Genomic DNA, 17,465 nt, shown 5'->3' with positions numbered 1-17,465 from the left:
ATTGCCTGTTTCAGGACGCCAGAGACGCCGGCGCCGCGCGCAGCAACGACAGGCAGTCCTGGATCGCGACCGCGCCGAAAGCCGTATTCCCATGCGTTTGATCGTCCACGCCGTTGCTCAGCATGCCCACCTGGTACTCAGGCTTCAACCCTCCATCGGCCGCAGGCAGACAGCCCCATTCGACCGTTGAATAGGTTATCGCTCCGAACTCCCTGGCAACGCTGAACACGCGATCCTCAAAAAAGCTCCACATCTCGCGGGACGATCCCTTTGCGACGGGAGGGAAGACCAGACAGAATTTCGGGACCCTTTTGCAGACCCATTCCGCGATCTTCAACATATCCCCCATACGCTCGAATATGATCTTTTCCACCGCAGAGCGCGATATAAACAGCTCCCCTGCAGACGGGTCGAAAGAATAACCGCGCAACTGTTCCACCGTCGTGAACGGCCGGCAACCGAGATTCGAAATCACCGGAACGTCAATATCCCCCAAGCTCGCCGCCCCGACCTTGGAGAGAGAGGCGTAAAACCTTTTCTCGCATTCTGCCACGCTTGGCTTTCGCGACCATCCGGGGATCGGATGGAACTGAACTCCTTTCGTGACATGGAACCTAAGACCGTTCCGGTTCATCATATTTCCGGGCATGATCGGAGTTCCCACGACATCGAGGCCGATCTGATCCGCGCCCTTTTTCAGCGCAGCCATGTGGGAATCTCCCAAGAGAAAGGCATCAATTGGCATTCCAGGCCTCCATCACGGCTTCTTCACAGACCAGATCGTCTCCGACGGTCTCGACCTTTTTCGGCGCGCCCTTGCGGATCGGATCGACAGGTGTCTCCTGCTGCATTCCGACACCGGCAAAGAAATGGCTCATGACGTGCTCAACTCCCTTTGGGGTCACCGTTCTCAGATTTGGGTCGAAGAACATGGCGCGATAGGGCGCGCCCGAAATCACCTCATACGAGGGGAAATAATCGGTATCCTCCCGCATGGACGACAAGGCTCCCGCCACCGCCCTGAGCACCGATTTCGAATAGGTGGTCGAAACCAGGACGTGATCGCCCGAGGCCGTCGCCGTCAGCGGAACAGGAGAAACCGTCAGCAGGAATTTCACATTCGGATTGACCTCCTTGATGGCCTCGAAGGCCTGCTGCATGGCCTGCAGCGTCTCATCGTAGGAGAAGTTCCGAAAGGCGTGCAGATCCGCGTCGAACTGGCCCGCGATGGTGCCGGGACAGACCGGATAGACGGTGCCATCCGTCGTGTTGATCCATCCCTCGGTCAAGCCGAGGGTGAAGACAAAGAGGTCCATCTCGATCAGCGCGGCCCTTATGCAGGCCAGCGTGGTCTCCCGCGCCAGCAACACCTCTTCGGCACAGGCATATCCTCCGGGTTCGATCGCCGGGCGATAGGGGTCGAAAAAGCGACCATCGGTCTCCATCACCTCGGAAGATGGCGCCTCGAGCCCCAAGGCCCAGAACACCCATTGCCTCAGCAACGCGGGCGTATAGATGTTTCCCGTCCGAAAGGAAAACACCTCGTAATTATAGGATTTTCTGACCTTCTTGCTCATGCAGACCGGCGCCGGTTCACTGTCGAGCCAAGTGTAGCCCCGACCCTGCATTGCAGCGCTGATATGCTGCGCAAAACAGCTTCCTGCCGTGGCGACTCTGGTATCCGAGGTTATTTGGAACTTTGGCGTCCAAAGCCCCTTCATTTCAAAAGGATGAACATTTGCAACGCCGGTGCGCCAGAATGCTTTCGAAGGCAGGTCTTGATAGGGGTTGGCCATATCGTCTCGCTAAAAATAAACATCTGTGCATCTTCATTTCAGGCATCTTGCATTTTTAACGATACCTTTGCAGCCTCCCGCAAGAGCATCTCAAAAATTCAACAAACCCACATATGACAATATGCAAAACATTCAGAGTCACACGAAAATAGGATCAAACATCTAAGTTACACAACCCAAGAGAGTATTTTTCGTCTATAAAATATGCATCCGTCGTCCGTGCCCCCGCGGAACATGGAATAACAAGACACATTCAGCGCTTTCCTTATGCTTTGAATTTCAGGCACATAACGGCCTGCAAGAAAGAATGGCGCCAATGCCAGAGTTTTGCCAAAATGGCACTCCGAAGGCCAAAACATGGGCAGGACAGCCCGCAGGCGGGCGGGTTCCCACGGTCCGGAGGATCAAACTCCGACGACTGCGAGACAGGCGCATTCCACGCCCCGGGAAAAGAGATCGACCGTCCCTGCCGCGCGACAGGGACGGACGGCTATGCCCCAGTGCCCTGCGAGGACAGTTTCATCAGCGCCATACCGACGATGATCAGCCCCGCCGCCGCGATGCGCAATGGATTGACCGCCTCGCCATGCAGGACAATCCCGGCGACAAAGGCACCTACCGCCCCGATCCCGACCCAGATCATGTAAGAGGTGCCCAGGGGCAGGCTGCGCATGGCCACGGACAGCAACCCGAAAGAGGCCAGCATGGCGACCACAGTCACCACGCTCGGCCAAAACAGGGTGAACCCGTTCGAGGATTTCATCGCGCTTGCCCAGACGATTTCGAGAAGCCCCGCGATGCCCAGAAGAATCCACGCCATACCCTATGCGTCCGCGAAGATGCCCGGCGAGGTCGGCGCACCATCGTCGAACTGAGACAGATACTCCACGATCATCTTCTGGTTCACCGCAAAGCCCTTGTAATCCGCCAGCGCCGGGTCGATGTCACGCAGCACGCGGTGCAACCTGCGGCCCCATTTCGGCTGGCTGACCAGATCTTCGAGATTGGCAAGATAGCAGCGGATCGGAAAGGCCAGCGCATTCGACCGCGGCAGGCGGAAGAACGTCTGAAGCTCGACCCGCAGGAATTGCTTCTGCCCGACATTCTCCGGCGTCACGGTCCGCTTTTCCGGCCCCCATTTGTGGTAGTTCTCCGGAGAGGTGTCGAGCCGCGGGTTCACCGTCATGGTCCAGTTCAATCGGCGATAATGCTGCCCCTGCCCCACCGCCAGAAGGAATTTCAGCGCCTTGTCGAAGACGCCCATCTTGCGGGCCTTAGGCACCGGCGCGTGCCATTCGAAGAAATTCATGCCGACATCGAAATCCAGCGACCAGTCGGCCTGCGAGGTGATCATGCCCGCGTCCATCCAGAGGTTATTGTCGCGCTCGTGCAGCAGGGCAAAATCGCCCTGGGTCTGGCGGGTAATATATTCCATCGGGCCACAAGGCAGTGTGGCCGGATCAAGGAAGGTGAATTTCTTCTCGATCCCCAGAGGCCTGTTGATCCAGTGCCAATCATTGCCATCTCGGTGGAGCGTGAACAGCTCGGGATAATCCCGCGCCTTCGACACCATGATGAGCTCAAGCAAATCCCAGCCCGCAAGCTCCATATGCGGCAGCGACTGACAGCGCAGCGGGTCTTCGGCCAGCGTGATCTCGCGGTCCGCCATCTCGGAAACGTAATGCTCGTCCACGTCGAACGTCTTCTCGAACGGCGTCCCCTTCGGCCCACCCGGGTGCTGCTCGATATTGACCGAGTACATGTAACTGTCCTGATCGAACGGGAACGGGAAACGCCGGATCGCCTCCGGGGAATTGTGATAGGTGTAATCGCCCCGGAAGGTTTCGTCATTGAAGTGCATGGTCATGGGACAATCTCCTCACAGGTCCAGTTCAAGCCGCGCACCCTTGAAACGCGACATGCAGGGCATGATGTCTTGTTGCGCGGCGCGCTCGTCGTCCGACAGCCAGTGATCATTGTGCAGGATGCGGCCGTCGCAGGCGGTCACCTTGGTGTGGCAGCGCCCGCAGGCGCCGCCACGGCAGGAATACTCAACCTCCACCCTGGCGGCTTCCAGAGCCTCCAGAAGGCTCTGATCCGCCTTCACATGAATGCTCTGGCCGGTCGAGGCGATGACCACATCGAAAGGCTCCCCCGGCGGCGGCGCGGTGAAGGCCTCGGAATGGACCGAGGCTTTCGGCCAACCCAGACGCGCCGCCTGATCTGCCACCGCCGCGATCAGCCCACCGGGACCGCAGGTGTAGACATGCGTGCCCAAGGGCTGCCCGTCGAGCACCGCGCCCAAATCCATGCGCGATCCCTCTTCCGAGATATGCACATGGACATGCGCCGCCTGCGGAAGCAGTTTCAAGCCCGCCGCCTCATCACGCGACCGGGCGGCGTAATGCAGTTCGTAGGGCCTCTGCTCCATGTCGAGTTGCTTGAGTTGCGAAAGAAAAGGGGTGATGCCGATACCGCCGCCGATCAGCACATGTTTCCTCGCCCGCAGGTCGAGTTGAAACAGGTTCGAAGGGACGGAAACCGTAATCTCATCCCCTTCCGCAACCTTCGTGTGCATATAGAGCGAGCCCCCTCGCCCCTTGTCTTCGCGGCGCACGGCGATCTCGTAGCCACCGCCATCGTAGGGATCGGAGATCAGCGAATAGGAATTGCGCCGGATGATCTCCCCCGCCTCGGTGCGTTCCGACATCTCTACCGTAAGATGCGCACCTCCGGAGAACACCGGCAGCGCCATGCCGGCCGGGTCCTCGAAACGGAACCGTTTGACGAGCGGAGAAAGCTGTTCGATCTCAGTAACCTTCAGAGCAAGTTTCATGCGCGGATCTCCACGGCCTCGGGCACGACACCCGGCGTTTCCGCATCGACGCAAACGCCCTGAAACACGCCCAGACGGCGCGAGAAATGATCCCGCACGAACAGCGTCAGCCCGCAATGGGAACAGACGAAGGGATCGGTGGTCACCTCCTCGGTGATGCCCTTGCAATGCACGCATTGCATCCGGCGCGCGATGGACCCGCGATGCTCTGCCTGGATCTCATCAAGCGGCAATCCGACGGCGAAGGCCAGCGCAGAGACATGGCCGATCAGCCCTTCGGAGCCCGCCAGATAAAGCTGCGTCCCCATGCGCGCCTCGGCCAGAAGTTTGGTCACCAATGGCGTGGCGGCATCGAAATCCGGGGCTGCGTGCACGGCAACGGGTGCCAGCCCCTTGAGCTGTCCGGCCACGCCGGCGGATTTCGCAACGAGCACGACATGGGCATGCTTCATGACAGAGGCATCCGTGGCGGCAAGATCGACCAGTGCGCCCGCACCGGCCTCATCGGCGACCATGATCGCCGGAGCGGCGCCTTGCGAGATCAGCCCCGCATAGGTTGGCCGGCTGTCGATGGAGGGGGAAAATTCAGTATTGGGCATTCGATTACGCAGATCCTGTTGGGCTCAGGAGGCGGGACCGGAGCGGCCCCCGCCTCACAAGTCTGGGGATGGGATGGCCTTTGCGGCTCTTACCCCTTGGCGGTGCGGCGCTTCTTGTCGACGTCGTAGAAGGGCATCGGATGGGCAACGGCCTTGATCTCGCCATCCGGGTTCTTGACGGTCAGCTCGGCGCCCTCCACGGCGCAGTCGACCGGCATGCGGGCGATACCGACGTTATGCTCGTTGAGGACCGAGTACATGCCGATGGTCACGACACCCACCTCCTTGCCATCCTTGAGCAAGGGCGCCCCTTCGGCGGCCGGGGTGGTACCTTCGAGTTTCACCCCGTAAATCTTGAAGCGTTCCTTACCCTTCAGCCGGTAATGTTCCTCGGCGCCGCGGAAACCGGTCTTGCCCGGCGACACCGTGAATTCGAGCCCCAACTCCCACAGCGTGTCACCATGGGCCTCTCCCTCGAAGGGGTACATCTCCGAGTTGTCATAGGGGAAGAACAGCAGGTAGCTCTCGGCGCGCAGCCAGTCGAGCGTGGTAAAGCGGGTCGGGATGATGCCCATCTCGGCGCCCTCGGCGACGATGGTGTCCCAGATTTCGACCGCATCCTGACGGCGGCAGAAAATCTCGTAACCCCGTTCTCCGGTATAGCCCGTGCGGGAAATCATCACCGGCTTGCCGAAAAGCGTGGTCTGGATATGGCTGAAATAAACCACGTCGCGGATGCCGGGCACGTGCTTTTCCAGATAGTCGACCGCCAGCGGCCCCTGCAGGGAAATATCGTGCAGATCGTCATCGAACATCATCACGACGTTGCGGCCAGCCGCATACTTGGAAAGCTGTTCATGCCCCGCGCCAGAGCCATGCACCACCATGAAGCTGTGCGGCCCCATGCGGTAGATCACGCAGTCGTCGACGAATTTCCCCGCGTCGTTCAGCATGGTGGCATAGGTGGAACGGCCGGGCTTCAGCTTTTCGATATTGCGCGTGGTGGCCTTGTCGATCACGTATTGCGCATGCGGGCCGGAGATATGGACTTTCTTCAGCCCCGAGACATCCATCACGCCCGCCTTGGTGCGGATCGCCAGATATTCCTCCGTCTGATCCTTGTCATAGCTCCAGGCGGTGCCCATGCCGCTCCAGTCCTCCAGGCCGGATCCCAGGGCGCGGTGCCGGTCCGCCAGTGCGGAGAATCTCCATGATGCGATCATATCTTTGGTCCTTCAGGTGGTATTTCACAGTCTCGGTGTTACGACCCGGCGGCAGTAGCGCCGCCGGGTCTTGGGGAAAGCGCGTCAGGTCTTTTCCGTGGCCTTGTAGGCATGTTCCTCGTGACGCCAGCCGAACACGATCGCGACCACGACCAAGGCGAGGCAGACGAACAGCCAGAGACCTTCGACCGAGCCATAGCCCGCGTAGACCGCGCCGGTGATGCCGTTCCAGGTGGTTGCTTCGAAAGGTGCTTCCATCTTGATAGTCCTCCTTGTTTAGGGATCACTCAGCCGGGCTGACCGAGGGGTGAAGCGCTTCGGGATAGGCCTCGGCGGGCACTTTGACCGCATCGAGACCAAGGATTTCCGCCTCTTTCGGAACACGGAGCTGGCCCGTGATCTTGAGGATGAGGGAAATCCCGTAGCCGGGGACAAACCCCAAAAGGCCCATGACCACGGCCCCGACAAGCTGACCGGTAAAGGAGGTCTCGATGACATCCTCACCGAACAGCGCCGGATAGCCCTGGGCGGCGATGCCGACCGAGATCAGCCCCCACAGGCCCAGGAACCCGTGCACCGCGAAGGCGCCGACCGCATCGTCGATGCCACGGCGTTCGATGAAGGAGGCCACAAAGGGCATGGCGCAGGCCCCGATAAAGCCGATCACGAAGGCCATCGGCGGATACCACAGGTCGAGCCCGGCCGCGCAGGAGATGATCCCGCCCAGAGCGCCGGACATCATCCAGAACGGATCCCGGGTGACCATCCAGGCCCCGATGATGCCGCCGGCAAAGCCCATCAGCGTGTTGAAGGTCATGCCCGACAGGGTCATCGGTGTGCCGTAGATCGTCGCCTCGATGTCGTTCCCCCAGGACCAGGCCTCACCCGGAACGATGACGCAGCCCATGAGAAAACCCCAGAAACCGGCGATGATCAGCATCAGGCCGATCAGCGTCATCGGCATGGAGTGACCCGGGATGTGGTTGGCAGACCCGTCGGCGTTGAACTTGCCGATCCGCGGCCCGAGGTTGATCAGAACCCCGAGCGAGAAGAACCCGGCGATCATATGCACGACACCGGCGGCCCCGAAGTCATGATAGCCGAACTTGGTCACCAGCCAGCCATCCGCATGCCAGCCCCAGGCGGCGGCCAGGATCCAGACGAATGCGCCCAGCACGATGGCCAGGACGACAAAGCCCGTCAGCTTGATGCGTTCGATCACGCCGCCTGAAAGGATCGAGGCAGTGGTGGCCGCGAACAGCACGAAGGCCCCCCAGAACACACCAGAGGCGCGATCGTCGAGGTTCGGCCCCATGAACTGGCTCCACGGCAGGGCGACTTCGTTGGCATAGGCCAGACCCGAGGTGCCCATCGGCCCCTCGGACAGCGAGAGCCCCGTCGGGAAGGCCCAGTAAATCCACCAACCGACGAAATAGAAGAACGGCACGATCATCGCGAAGGCGAGGATGTTCTTGATGCCCGAGGCCAGCGCGTTCTTCGACCGCGACGCCCCCATTTCATAAGCGAGGAACCCGGCATGGATCAGCACCATGATCGGGATCGTCAGATAATAGAAAGTCTCGGCAAAGGTGCCGTTGGTGGCTGCATGGTTTCCCTGTAGCTCCGCGACCGCGGCAGCCAAGGACGCAAGATCCTGTTCCAAGTCGTTCTCCCTGTCTTGTTGAACTTGATTGGAATGCAAAGCCAGATTTGGTTTGGACCAATTATTTTAACTGGCTCACTCAGTAGGATCATGAAAGCGGGAACACTCACCACCGGTCAAAGTTTTTTCCTGTGAGGAATTTATTTTCACCAAAGACACGCTGTTTTTTAGGTCAAACGCCCATATATCCACTGCCGGATGGTCAATTTCTGGGCGCGAGATGAACCTTTTCCCGGTGCAGATGTTTGCTCTGAACCAGAAACGAACCGGTGCCTCGCCTACGGGACACCAGCGTCATGCCGGAAAATGAGGGAGATTCGCCTTATTTCCGTGACCAAACAGTCAAAAAAACCGATGAGGTCCCGCGAAAAATTGGTTGGGCCAATCTATGGCGTCACTCTTCCTGAAGCAGCAGCCGCTGATCCTCGATCAGAGCCAGTTTCATGAATTCGCTGGCCTCTTCGATGTCGCGCGCGGCAATGGCATTGAACAGGCCGTTATAGCCGTGCTGATATATCGCGATCCGCGCCGGCGTCAGGTGGCGCCGGTACATGGCGGCGCGGAACGATTGCCGCCGCGCATCAAGCACCAGATTGTAACATGCGACCAGAAGCGGGTTGCCGGTGCCCTCGGCGATCAGCCGGTGGAACTCCTCCTCCAGCCGGACGAAGGCTGTCGGGTCGACATGGATCGTCTCCATCTTCGACAACACCACGGACAGCGCCTCGATCTGTTTCGGCGACATGTTGATGACGGCAAGCCGAACCATTTCCGGTTCGAGAATGCCCCGCATCACCTGCAACTGCAAAGGCCCCGTTTCGGCGGCCACCGGAGACAGCGCCTCCCCCTGCCCGTCCGGATCATAGGTCACGAAGGAGCCGGAGCCGGCCCGCCGCCGGATCAGGCCGCGGGTCTCCAGATGGTCCAGCGCCTCGCGTACCGTGTTGCGGGCGACGCCCAGATCCTGTGCCAGTTGCCGTTCGGACGGCAGGCGTTCCTCGGTGGCATATTCCTGCGTCACGATCCGCGTGCTGAGCGTCTCGATCACATATTTCACGGTCGCCCCCGGAAGCGGGGCATTGTCAGGGGGCGGGGCGAAACTGGGCAACGGGGCGATCCTTTGAACTTTCCCGCTATTAGACCAATTTCACCCAACTGGTCCAGCGGCCGAAGCCCGAGCAAAACAAAGAGGCGCGAAAGCTCCGCGCCTCTTGAAAAACTGTCTGTAGGTGATGCCTGGGGCTGTGCGCCCCCGCGCCTTAGCCCATGCGTTCGCTGGAATAGGAACCGGGAGAAGCAGGGAAGACCACCGTCTTGTTATCGTTCAGAAACACCCGGTGGTTGGCATGGGCGTGGATCGCCCGGGCCAGCACCTGGCTTTCCACATCGCGGCCCAGCGAAACGAAATCATCGGCGCTTTGCGCATGGGTGATCCGCACCACGTCCTGTTCGATGATCGGTCCTTCATCGAGATCGGCGGTGACGTAATGCGAGGTCGCGCCGATCAGCTTCACGCCACGGGCATAAGCCTGCTTGTAAGGGTTGGCGCCCTTGAAGGATGGCAGGAAGGAATGGTGTATGTTGATGATCCGGCCAGACATCTTCTGGCACATCTCGTCCGACAGGATCTGCATGTAGCGCGCCAGCACGACCAGTTCGGCCCCGGCATCCTCGACCACCCTCATGATCGCGGCTTCGGCCTCAGGTTTGTTCTCCTTGGTCACCCGGATGCAGTGGAAGGGAATATCGTTATTCACCACAACCTTTTGATAATCCATGTGGTTCGAGATCACCGCCACGATCTCGACCGGCAGCGCCCCGATGCGGACCCGATAGAGCAGATCGTTCAGACAATGCCCGAAACGGGACACCATGATGACCACCTTCATCTTCCGGCTTTCATCGTGGAAGGCGAAGGTCATGCCGAAGTCCTTCGCGATCGCCGCGAATTCCGCCTCGAGCGTGGCCAGATCGGCCCCGTCCTGCGCCTCAAAGCTCACCCGCATGAAGAACCGACCGGTGTCCATATCATCATATTGCGAGCTGTCGGTGATATTGCAGCCGTGCTCGGCAAGGAAGGTGGCGATGGCGGCAACGATCCCGCGCGTTGTGGCGCAGGTCACGGTGAGGCAGTATTTCGTCATCTTTGTCTCCAGATGAAAGGCGCTCCCCTGATGCGCGCCCTCGATGTTGGTGTGTTTTATTGTTTTTGTCGTTGATTATGCGGTGAGCCCTTCGGGCTCAGGCAGGCCATTGGCCCGGCAGGCGGCGGTCACCGTATTGGCAAGCAGGCAGGCAATGGTCATCGGCCCGACACCGCCCGGCACCGGAGTAATGGCTCCGGCGACCTCCGAGGCGGTGGCGAATTCGACATCCCCGACCAGCCGGGTCTTGCCCGCGCCCTTGTCGGGGGCCGCCACCCGGTTGATGCCCACGTCGATCACCGTTGCGCCTGGCTTCACCCAGCTCCCCTTGATCATTTCGGGGCGGCCAACGGCCGCGACCAGGATATCGGCGCGGCGGCAGACCTCTTCGATGTCCTTGGTGCGCGAATGCGCTATGGTCACCGTGCAACTGTCGCGCAGCAGCAATTGTGCCATCGGCTTGCCGACGATATTCGACCGGCCGACCACCACCGCGTTCAACCCCGACAGGCTGCCAAGCTGGTCGCGCAGCATCATCAGACACCCCAGCGGCGTGCAGGGCACCATGCTTTTCTGCCCGGTGCCCAGCAGACCCACGTTCGAGATATGGAACCCGTCGACATCCTTGGCCGGGTCGATCGCATTGATCACCAGATCGCTGTCGAGATGGTCCGGCAGCGGCAATTGCACCAGAATGCCATGCACCGCCGGATCGGTGTTCAACCGCTCGATCAGCGCCAGAAGCTCAGCCTCCGAAGTATCAGCCGGCAGCTTGTGCTCATAGGAGTTCATGCCGACCTCGACGGTCTGCTTGCCCTTGTTGCGGACATAGACCTGGCTGGCAGGGTCCTCCCCCACCAGCACAACGGCCAGGCCGGGGATGATCCCCTGCGTCTCTTTCAGATGCGCCACATGAGTGGCCACTTTGGCGCGGACGGTGGCGGCAAAAGCCTTCCCGTCGATAATCCGTGCAGTCATTCTCTCAGCTCTCCCGTCTTCAGGCCTCAAGCCGGCGGGCGGCCACGGCCAAGGCGTGCCACAGCGATCCCGCCAATGTGCGCATTCCGATCACCGCCAGCCGGTCATCGGCCCGACGGATCAGGAAGACCGTCATATGTTCAAGCCCGGTGCGCGTGGCCCGCCCCACCCCCAGGGCCTTCGGGTCGATATTCACCAGCTTGTGCATCAGCGCCTCGATCGGCGCCGCGCCGGCAGAGGACTGGATTTCAAACGCCGCGAAACCGTCGGTCTGTTCGGTGACCGTGGCCTCGGGCACCTCGGCCTTCAGCCGCGCGGCGAAATCGCTGTCGCCCTGCCCCTCCGCCTCGATCATCCATTGGTCCCGTCCGGTCCAGAAGGCGCCATAACCTCCGGTAGAGACCGTCTGCGACACATCCGGCAGCACCAGGCCGAAGGGCGCCGGCGCCAGCTGCCCCTGACGCAGGGACAGCGAGGCAAGGGCGAGCCCCGCGTTCTCGGTGATGCTCAGCGCGCCGAATACCTCGGACCGCGGAACCGTACCGCCCAAAGCGGTTACAGGGGTGAGATCAGTCACGCAAACGTCCTCCTTCGGGATCGACGAAATGGGGAGAGACCACTTCGACCTTCATTTCTTGACCTTCGAGCGGGTTGGCCGCCACCAGCACCTCGCCCATCCGCGCATCGCCTGCCTCGAGGAAACCGAGGGCGATATAGCTTTGCAGATGCGGCGAATAACACGACGACGTCACCCAACCCTGATCCGTCTCCATGGTCTGCGCCGCGCCCGCGGTGAAAAGATGCGACCCTGCCATGATCTGGGTCCCGGCATCGAGCGGCTTCAGCCCCACCAGACGGCGACGATCGGCAGCCAGCCCCTCGCGCCGCGACATCACCGCGCCGATGCTGTCCTTCTTGGGCGAGACCATCCGGCCCAGCCCCAGCATCTGCGCCGTGGTCTGACCGTTGAGCTCGGAGCCGGCGGCATGGCCCTTTTCGATCCGCAACACGCCAAGCGCCTCAGTGCCGTAGGGCGTCACTCCCAGATCGGCCCCCTTCTGCATCAGCCGTTCGATCAGTGCCTGTCCGTAGCGGGCCGGCACGGCGATCTCATAGGCCAGTTCCCCCGAGAAGGAGATCCGGAACAGTCGCGCCCGCAGCCCCTGACAGATGGTCAGTTCAGCACAGGCCATGAAGGGAAAGGCCTCGTTCGACAGGTCGAAATCGTCGACAACCCGGCTCAGAAGCTCCCGCGCGTTGGGCCCGGCCACAGCGATCTGGGCCCAGGCGTCGGTGGTCGAGATCAGTTGCACATCAAGCTCGGGCCAGACGCATTGATGGAAAAACTCCATCTGGCGATAGACCAGCCCGGCATTCGCGGTCGTGGTGGTGACCACATAGTGATCCTGGGCCATGCGCGCGCAAGTGCCATCGTCATAGGCGTGCCCATCTTCGCGCAGCATGAGCCCATAGCGCACCATGCCGACCTTCAGCGTCCCCATCATGTTGGCGTAGAGCCGGTTGAGGAATTCGCCCGCGTCCCTGCCCTGCACATCGACCTTGCCCAGCGTGGTCACATCGCACAGCCCGACACCGGAGCGCACCGCCAGAACCTCACGATCGACCGTCTGGCGCCAATGGGTCTCCCCCGCCTGCGGGAAATACTGCGCCCGCATCCATTGGCCCACCTCGACGAATTCGGCGCCCTGCGCCTCGGCCCAATGGTGGGTCGGGGTCAGCCGGCGCGGCCGGAACGTCGTGCCGGTATCGCCGCCACCCAGCACCGACAGCGACACGCCGGTATAGGGCGGGCGGAAGATCGTGGTGCCGGTCTCGGGGATCGACTTGCCGGTCAGTTCGGCCATCACCGCCAGCGCAGAGATGTTCGAGGTCTTGCCCTGATCAGTCGCCATGCCCAGCGTGGTCCAGCGCTTCAGATGCTCGACCGGTCGCATGTTCTCCTTATGCGCCAGCGCGATATCCTTGACGGTGACGTCGTTCTGGAAATCGACCCAGGCGCGTTTCTTGCCGGGCACGTGCCAGAAGGCAACCTGCTCTGCCGCAGCATTCGCAGCCTTCGGCAAGGCAATTCCCGCCGCCACGATACCGATCCCGGCCAGCGCGGTGATCGCCGCGTTCATGCCATCGGCCAGCGCCTCTTCGGTGCCGCCTTTCCCCACGGCCGCCCCCGCCGGGATCAGGCCTTTCGGCCCGTCCGCTCCGGGCACGAAGGACAACAGATCCGCGTTCCACACCGGGCGCCCGCGGTGGTGCGAGGCCAGATGCACATTCGGATTCCAGCCCCCAGCGACGCCAAGCGCCCCGACCGGGTGCCACTCGGACCGCCCATTGCGGGTGATCTCGATCGCATTCAGGCCCAGACGCCCCTTCGTCCCGGTCACGGTCGCGCCGGCGAAGACTTCGTAATCGCCGAAGCGCGGCGCGGTCTGGCGCACGTCGATCACGCCCAGCACCTTCGCACCTTTCGCGATCAGGTCCATCGCCGTGCGGTGACCATCGTCGCCATTGGTGAAGATCGCGATCGCATCGGCCTCGCGTTTAACCGGGCTCACCGCCCAGCGGTTGGCATAGGCACGCATGGCGCCGGCCAGCATCACACCAGGGCGGTCATTATCGGCGAAGGGAATATGCCGTTCGGTCGCGCCGGCGGCCAGAACCGCCCGTTTCGCGGTGATCCGCCAGAGCGTCTGGCGCACCTTGTCGCCCGGCGTAGGCAGGTGATCGGCCACCCGTTCCACCGCGCCATAGATGCCGTGATCGTAAACACCGAACACCGTGGTCCGGGTCATGATCCGTACATTCGGCAGGCTGTCCAACTCGGCCCGGACGGTCGCGATCCAGACGCTGGCCTCGGTTTCGTCCAGCAGGTCACTCTCGGCCAGAAGCCGCCCGCCAAGGGCGAAATCCTCGTCAGCCAGGATCACCTCGGCGCCCGCGCGCCCGGCGGTCAAAGCCGCGGCAAGCCCCGCAGCCCCGCCCCCCACGACCAGAAGATCGCAATGCAGGAAGCCTTTGTCGTAAGCATCCGGGTCGGGTAGCATCGACAGGCTGCCCAGCCCCGCCGCCTTGCGGATCGCCGGTTCATAAAGCTTTTCCCAGAAGGCCTTGGGCCACATGAAGGTCTTGTAATAAAAACCCGCGGCAAAGAACGGCGACAGCAGATCATTCACCGCCAGAAAATCGCGATCAAGCGGCCCGATGTGGTTTTGCGACCGCGCCGCAAGCCCATCGAACAACTCGGCCACCGTGGCCCGCGTGTTCGGCTCCTGACGTGCACCGCTGCGCAGTTCGACCAGGGCGTTGGGCTCTTCCGAGCCGGCCGCCACCACCCCGCGCGGACGGTGATACTTGAAGCTGCGACCCATGAGCTGCACGCCATTGGCAAGCAGCGCCGAGGCCAGCGTATCGCCCTGAAAGCCTGTGTAGGCCTTGCCGTCGAAAGTGAAATTCAACGGCAGGCTGCGGTCGATCAGACCACCTGCGAGACGGGTCATTGCGCGGCTCCCAGTTTCAGGTTCGAGGCCAGTTCCGCCCCGAGAATTTCATGCGTGGTGGTATCGCGGGTAACGACCAGCCAGGACCGATCACCCTGTTCGTGGAACCACAGCTCTCGGTGCACACCCGCCGGATTGTCGCGCAGGAAGACATAATCGCAGAATGCGGCCTCGGCGCCATCGGCCGCCGGATCAGGACGCTGCATCAACGCGGCATCGCCCAGATAGGTGAACTCCTGACTGTCGCGCAGGCCAAGAAGGGGATGAGGGATCAGCATGGTTTCACCTCAGTGCAGGTTGGGTTGGGCGCCAACGCCCTTTTCGTCGATGACATAACCGCGCTCGAAGCGGTCAAAACGGAAGGCGGTCGCCACCTCGTGCGGGTGATCGGTGGCAAGCAGATGGGCAAAGCAATATCCGGCCGCCGGCGTTGCCTTGAAGCCGCCGTAGTTCCAAGCGCCGTTGAAATAGAGCCCCTCGATCCCGGTCTTGTCGATGATCGGAGAGCCGTCCATGGACATGTCCACCAGACCGCCCCAGCCACGCAGCAGCCGCGCCCGGCCGATCATCGGCATCAAGGCCATGCCCCCCTCGACCACATCCTCGACCACCGGCAGGTTGCCGCGCTGCGCATAGGAGTTATAGCCGTCAATATCGCCGCCGAAGACCAGCCCGCCCTTGTCGGACTGGCTGACATAGAAATGCCCCGCCCCGAAGGTGATCACCCCCGGGATGGTCGGCTTCAGCCCCTCGGACACGAAGGCCTGCAACACATGGCTTTCGATCGGCAGCCGCATCCCGGCCTTGGCCATGACCCGCCCCGAGGAACCGGCGACCGAGACACCGACCTTTTTCGCCCCGATGAACCCGCGCGAGGTCTCGACCCCGAGAACCTTGCCATTCTCGATCCGGAAACCGGTGACCTCGCAATTCTGGATGATGTCGACGCCGCGCGCGTCGGCGCCACGGGCATAGCCCCAGACCACGCCATCATGACGCGCGGTGCCGGCCCGCGGCTGCATCAGCCCGCCCTTGATCGGAAAGCGCGCGTTGTCGAAATTCAGGAACGGCAGCATCTGCTTGACTTCGTCGCGCGACAGCAGCCGCGCCCCCGCCCCGGAAATCATCATCGCATTGCCGCGCCGGCGATAGGCATCGCGCTGGCCGTCAGTATGGATCAGGTTGATGATCCCGCGCTGGCTGACCATCGAGTTGAAATTGGTTTCCTGCTCCAGGTTCTCCCAAAGCTTCATCGACAGCTCATAGAACGGCTGGTTGCCCGGCAGCAGATAGTTGGAGCGGATGATCGTCGTGTTCCGTCCCGCATTGCCCGAGCCGATCCAGCCCTTTTCCACCACCGCGACCTTCAGCTCTCCGAAGGTCTTCGCCAGATAGAACGCCGTCGCCAGCCCATGCCCGCCACCGCCCACGATGACGATGTCATATTCGGCCTTCGGCGCCGGATTGCGCCACAGAGGCGCCCAGCCCTTGTGCCCAGTCAGGGCCTCTTTCACGACTTTGAACCCAGAGAATTTCATGCAGTACACTCCTTCGTGCCCCTGCCCTTCTAACACTGAACGCTCTCTTGCTCCTCCACAATCAAGTCATATATTTTCGAAAACGAGACACCATTTTCAATTTTCCAACGGATCGGCCAAATGAAGAGAATCGCCTTCCTTCTGCTTGATGGATTCGCCCTTCTGTCGACCGCCTCGGCGCTCGAACCCCTGCGCGCGGCGAATCTGTTTTCCCCGACGCAGCGCTATGACGTGACGCTGCTTTCCAACTCCGGAACACAGGCGAAATCCTCGGTCGGGGGCCGCTTCGACACCCGCCCGTTTCATGAGATTTTCCCGCGGTTCGACCTGATTTTCGTGGTGGCGGGCGGCGATCCCGCACAGATCGACGACCCCGCCCTCTTTGCCTGGCTGCAACAGGCCGATCGCAGTGGCGTGGCGCTTGGCGGCATCTCCGGCGGGGCGGTGATCCTGGCCAAGGCGGGGCTGCTGGAAAACCGGCGTTTCACCGTTCACTGGCATCATTACGGTGATTTCGAAACCCTGCCCGGCGACTGGCTGCTCGAACGGCGGTTGTTCGTGATCGACCGCGACCGCTATACCTGCGCCGGGGGCTCTGCGCCGCTCGACATGATGCATGCAATCATCGCCCGCGATCACGGCACCGGCTTCGCCCAGAGGATTTCGGACTGGTTCATCCAGACCGAGGTGCGCGGCGCCGACGCGCCGCAACGCAGTTCGCTCACCGGGCGCTATGGCGTGCTGGCCGCCCCGGTCGAAGCCGCGCTGGAATTGATGCAAAGCCATATCGCCGACCCGCTGGGGCAGGATCAGCTCGCCGCGCTCTCCGGCCTCTCGACGCGACAGCTTCAGCGTCAGTTCCGCGCCGCCACCGGACGATCCGTGATGGAAGAATATCGCCGTATCCGTCTGGAAACCGGGAAAAATCTGATTTCCTCGACGCGTATCCCCCTGGCCGAAATTGCGCAGATGACCGGATTTTCCTCGCAGGCGCATTTCTCCGACGCCTTCCGCAAGCTCTTCGGCACGGCCCCCTCGGTCCTGCGAAAACCCGAAGGCCCGGCATAAGCCGGGCCTTGCGTAGCACCGCCAGGGATCAGCGGTAGGCGTTTTGGGTGTTGTGGGTCATATATCGAGTGTGTTGTCCTTTTCCCATTTAGAGAAGTGGGAGAC

Annotated in this window: 17 protein-coding genes; 1 reads left to right on the top strand and 16 read right to left on the bottom strand. The window is 61.7% G+C overall.

Annotation, left to right across the window (positions count from 1 at the left end; translation table 11 throughout):
• Positions 1 to 10: 10 nt before the first annotated feature.
• The 16 genes from G455_RS0100085 to G455_RS0100010 all read right to left on the bottom strand — a co-directional run bounded on the left by G455_RS0100085 (position 11) and on the right by G455_RS0100010 (position 16,292).
• Positions 11 to 709, bottom strand: a complete 699-nt coding sequence (locus G455_RS0100085) for a hypothetical protein (protein ID WP_154664304.1) — start codon at positions 707 to 709, stop codon at positions 11 to 13.
• A gap of 25 nt (positions 710 to 734) precedes the next feature.
• On the bottom strand, positions 735 to 1,721 hold the full coding sequence (locus tag G455_RS0100080) for a GSCFA domain-containing protein (protein WP_268246034.1): 987 nt from the start codon (positions 1,719 to 1,721) through the stop codon (positions 735 to 737).
• A 565-nt stretch (positions 1,722 to 2,286) separates the two neighbouring features.
• Positions 2,287 to 2,616: a DMT family transporter gene (locus G455_RS0100075; RefSeq protein WP_028091798.1), complete on the bottom strand. Its 330-nt coding sequence runs from the start codon at positions 2,614 to 2,616 to the stop codon at positions 2,287 to 2,289.
• A gap of 3 nt (positions 2,617 to 2,619) precedes the next feature.
• Positions 2,620 to 3,663: a heme-dependent oxidative N-demethylase family protein gene (locus G455_RS0100070; protein WP_028091797.1), complete on the bottom strand. Its 1,044-nt coding sequence runs from the start codon at positions 3,661 to 3,663 to the stop codon at positions 2,620 to 2,622.
• Positions 3,664 to 3,675: 12 nt separating this feature from the next.
• On the bottom strand, positions 3,676 to 4,632 hold the full coding sequence (locus G455_RS0100065; protein WP_028091796.1) for a PDR/VanB family oxidoreductase: 957 nt from the start codon (positions 4,630 to 4,632) through the stop codon (positions 3,676 to 3,678).
• Positions 4,629 to 5,231 carry a dimethylamine monooxygenase subunit DmmA family protein gene (locus G455_RS0100060; RefSeq protein WP_028091795.1) on the bottom strand — a complete coding sequence of 201 codons (603 nt, stop codon included), beginning with the start codon at positions 5,229 to 5,231 and terminating at the stop codon, positions 4,629 to 4,631. The genes G455_RS0100065 and G455_RS0100060 overlap by 4 nt, the downstream gene beginning before the upstream one ends.
• A gap of 89 nt (positions 5,232 to 5,320) precedes the next feature.
• Positions 5,321 to 6,454 (bottom strand): aminomethyltransferase family protein, encoded by a 1,134-nt coding sequence (locus G455_RS0100055; protein ID WP_028091794.1) that lies wholly within the window; start codon positions 6,452 to 6,454, stop codon positions 5,321 to 5,323.
• An 84-nt stretch (positions 6,455 to 6,538) separates the two neighbouring features.
• Positions 6,539 to 6,712: a hypothetical protein gene (locus tag G455_RS26295; protein WP_154664303.1), complete on the bottom strand. Its 174-nt coding sequence runs from the start codon at positions 6,710 to 6,712 to the stop codon at positions 6,539 to 6,541.
• Between the two features lie 25 nt (positions 6,713 to 6,737).
• A complete protein-coding gene (locus G455_RS0100045; RefSeq protein ID WP_028091793.1) occupies positions 6,738 to 8,117 on the bottom strand; it encodes an ammonium transporter in 1,380 nt (459 codons plus the stop codon).
• A 394-nt stretch (positions 8,118 to 8,511) separates the two neighbouring features.
• Positions 8,512 to 9,174, bottom strand: a complete 663-nt coding sequence (locus G455_RS0100040) for a FadR/GntR family transcriptional regulator (RefSeq protein ID WP_240474622.1) — start codon at positions 9,172 to 9,174, stop codon at positions 8,512 to 8,514.
• 202 nt (positions 9,175 to 9,376) lie between these two features.
• Positions 9,377 to 10,261, bottom strand: a complete 885-nt coding sequence (gene purU, locus G455_RS0100035; RefSeq protein WP_028091791.1) for a formyltetrahydrofolate deformylase — start codon at positions 10,259 to 10,261, stop codon at positions 9,377 to 9,379.
• A gap of 75 nt (positions 10,262 to 10,336) precedes the next feature.
• Positions 10,337 to 11,239 carry a bifunctional methylenetetrahydrofolate dehydrogenase/methenyltetrahydrofolate cyclohydrolase FolD gene (gene folD, locus G455_RS0100030; RefSeq protein WP_028091790.1) on the bottom strand — a complete coding sequence of 301 codons (903 nt, stop codon included), beginning with the start codon at positions 11,237 to 11,239 and terminating at the stop codon, positions 10,337 to 10,339.
• Positions 11,240 to 11,258: 19 nt separating this feature from the next.
• A complete protein-coding gene (locus G455_RS0100025; RefSeq protein WP_028091789.1) occupies positions 11,259 to 11,816 on the bottom strand; it encodes a sarcosine oxidase subunit gamma in 558 nt (185 codons plus the stop codon).
• Positions 11,809 to 14,754: a sarcosine oxidase subunit alpha family protein gene (locus tag G455_RS0100020; RefSeq protein ID WP_028091788.1), complete on the bottom strand. Its 2,946-nt coding sequence runs from the start codon at positions 14,752 to 14,754 to the stop codon at positions 11,809 to 11,811. Before G455_RS0100020 ends, G455_RS0100025 begins: the two co-directional genes overlap by 8 nt.
• The gene (locus G455_RS0100015; protein ID WP_028091787.1) at positions 14,751 to 15,032 is read right to left on the bottom strand and encodes a sarcosine oxidase subunit delta; all 282 of its coding nucleotides are present in this window, start codon (positions 15,030 to 15,032) and stop codon (positions 14,751 to 14,753) included. Before G455_RS0100015 ends, G455_RS0100020 begins: the two co-directional genes overlap by 4 nt.
• Positions 15,033 to 15,041: 9 nt before the next feature.
• Positions 15,042 to 16,292: a sarcosine oxidase subunit beta family protein gene (locus G455_RS0100010; RefSeq protein WP_028091786.1), complete on the bottom strand. Its 1,251-nt coding sequence runs from the start codon at positions 16,290 to 16,292 to the stop codon at positions 15,042 to 15,044.
• A 120-nt stretch (positions 16,293 to 16,412) separates the two neighbouring features.
• Here G455_RS0100010 and G455_RS0100005 point away from each other — a divergent pair, with 120 nt between their 5' ends.
• Positions 16,413 to 17,360: a GlxA family transcriptional regulator gene (locus tag G455_RS0100005; RefSeq protein ID WP_028091785.1), complete on the top strand. Its 948-nt coding sequence runs from the start codon at positions 16,413 to 16,415 to the stop codon at positions 17,358 to 17,360.
• Positions 17,361 to 17,465: the final 105 nt, after the last annotated feature.

This window comes from Pseudodonghicola xiamenensis DSM 18339, assembly GCF_000429365.1.
In the GTDB taxonomy this organism is placed as follows: Bacteria; Pseudomonadota; Alphaproteobacteria; order Rhodobacterales; family Rhodobacteraceae; genus Pseudodonghicola; species Pseudodonghicola xiamenensis.
This window is presented reverse-complemented; position numbering and strand designations above follow the sequence as displayed.

Excerpts from the sequence above, each read along its gene's own strand:
- G455_RS0100085 (WP_154664304.1), bottom strand. The coding sequence starts at position 709 with ATGGCTGCGCTGAAAAAGGGCGCGGATCAGATCGGCCTCGATGTCGTG.
- G455_RS0100080 (WP_268246034.1), bottom strand. The coding sequence starts at position 1,721 with ATGAAGGGGCTTTGGACGCCAAAGTTCCAAATAACCTCGGATACCAGA.
- G455_RS0100075 (WP_028091798.1), bottom strand. The coding sequence starts at position 2,616 with ATGGCGTGGATTCTTCTGGGCATCGCGGGGCTTCTCGAAATCGTCTGG.
- G455_RS0100070 (WP_028091797.1), bottom strand. The coding sequence starts at position 3,663 with ATGACCATGCACTTCAATGACGAAACCTTCCGGGGCGATTACACCTAT.
- G455_RS0100065 (WP_028091796.1), bottom strand. The coding sequence starts at position 4,632 with ATGAAACTTGCTCTGAAGGTTACTGAGATCGAACAGCTTTCTCCGCTC.
- G455_RS0100060 (WP_028091795.1), bottom strand. The coding sequence starts at position 5,231 with ATGCCCAATACTGAATTTTCCCCCTCCATCGACAGCCGGCCAACCTAT.
- G455_RS0100055 (WP_028091794.1), bottom strand. The coding sequence starts at position 6,454 with ATGATCGCATCATGGAGATTCTCCGCACTGGCGGACCGGCACCGCGCC.
- G455_RS26295 (WP_154664303.1), bottom strand. The coding sequence starts at position 6,712 with ATGGAAGCACCTTTCGAAGCAACCACCTGGAACGGCATCACCGGCGCG.
- purU (WP_028091791.1), bottom strand. The coding sequence starts at position 10,261 with ATGACGAAATACTGCCTCACCGTGACCTGCGCCACAACGCGCGGGATC.
- folD (WP_028091790.1), bottom strand. The coding sequence starts at position 11,239 with ATGACTGCACGGATTATCGACGGGAAGGCTTTTGCCGCCACCGTCCGC.
- G455_RS0100020 (WP_028091788.1), bottom strand. The coding sequence starts at position 14,754 with ATGACCCGTCTCGCAGGTGGTCTGATCGACCGCAGCCTGCCGTTGAAT.
- G455_RS0100015 (WP_028091787.1), bottom strand. The coding sequence starts at position 15,032 with ATGCTGATCCCTCATCCCCTTCTTGGCCTGCGCGACAGTCAGGAGTTC.
- G455_RS0100010 (WP_028091786.1), bottom strand. The coding sequence starts at position 16,292 with ATGAAATTCTCTGGGTTCAAAGTCGTGAAAGAGGCCCTGACTGGGCAC.
- G455_RS0100005 (WP_028091785.1), top strand. The coding sequence starts at position 16,413 with ATGAAGAGAATCGCCTTCCTTCTGCTTGATGGATTCGCCCTTCTGTCG.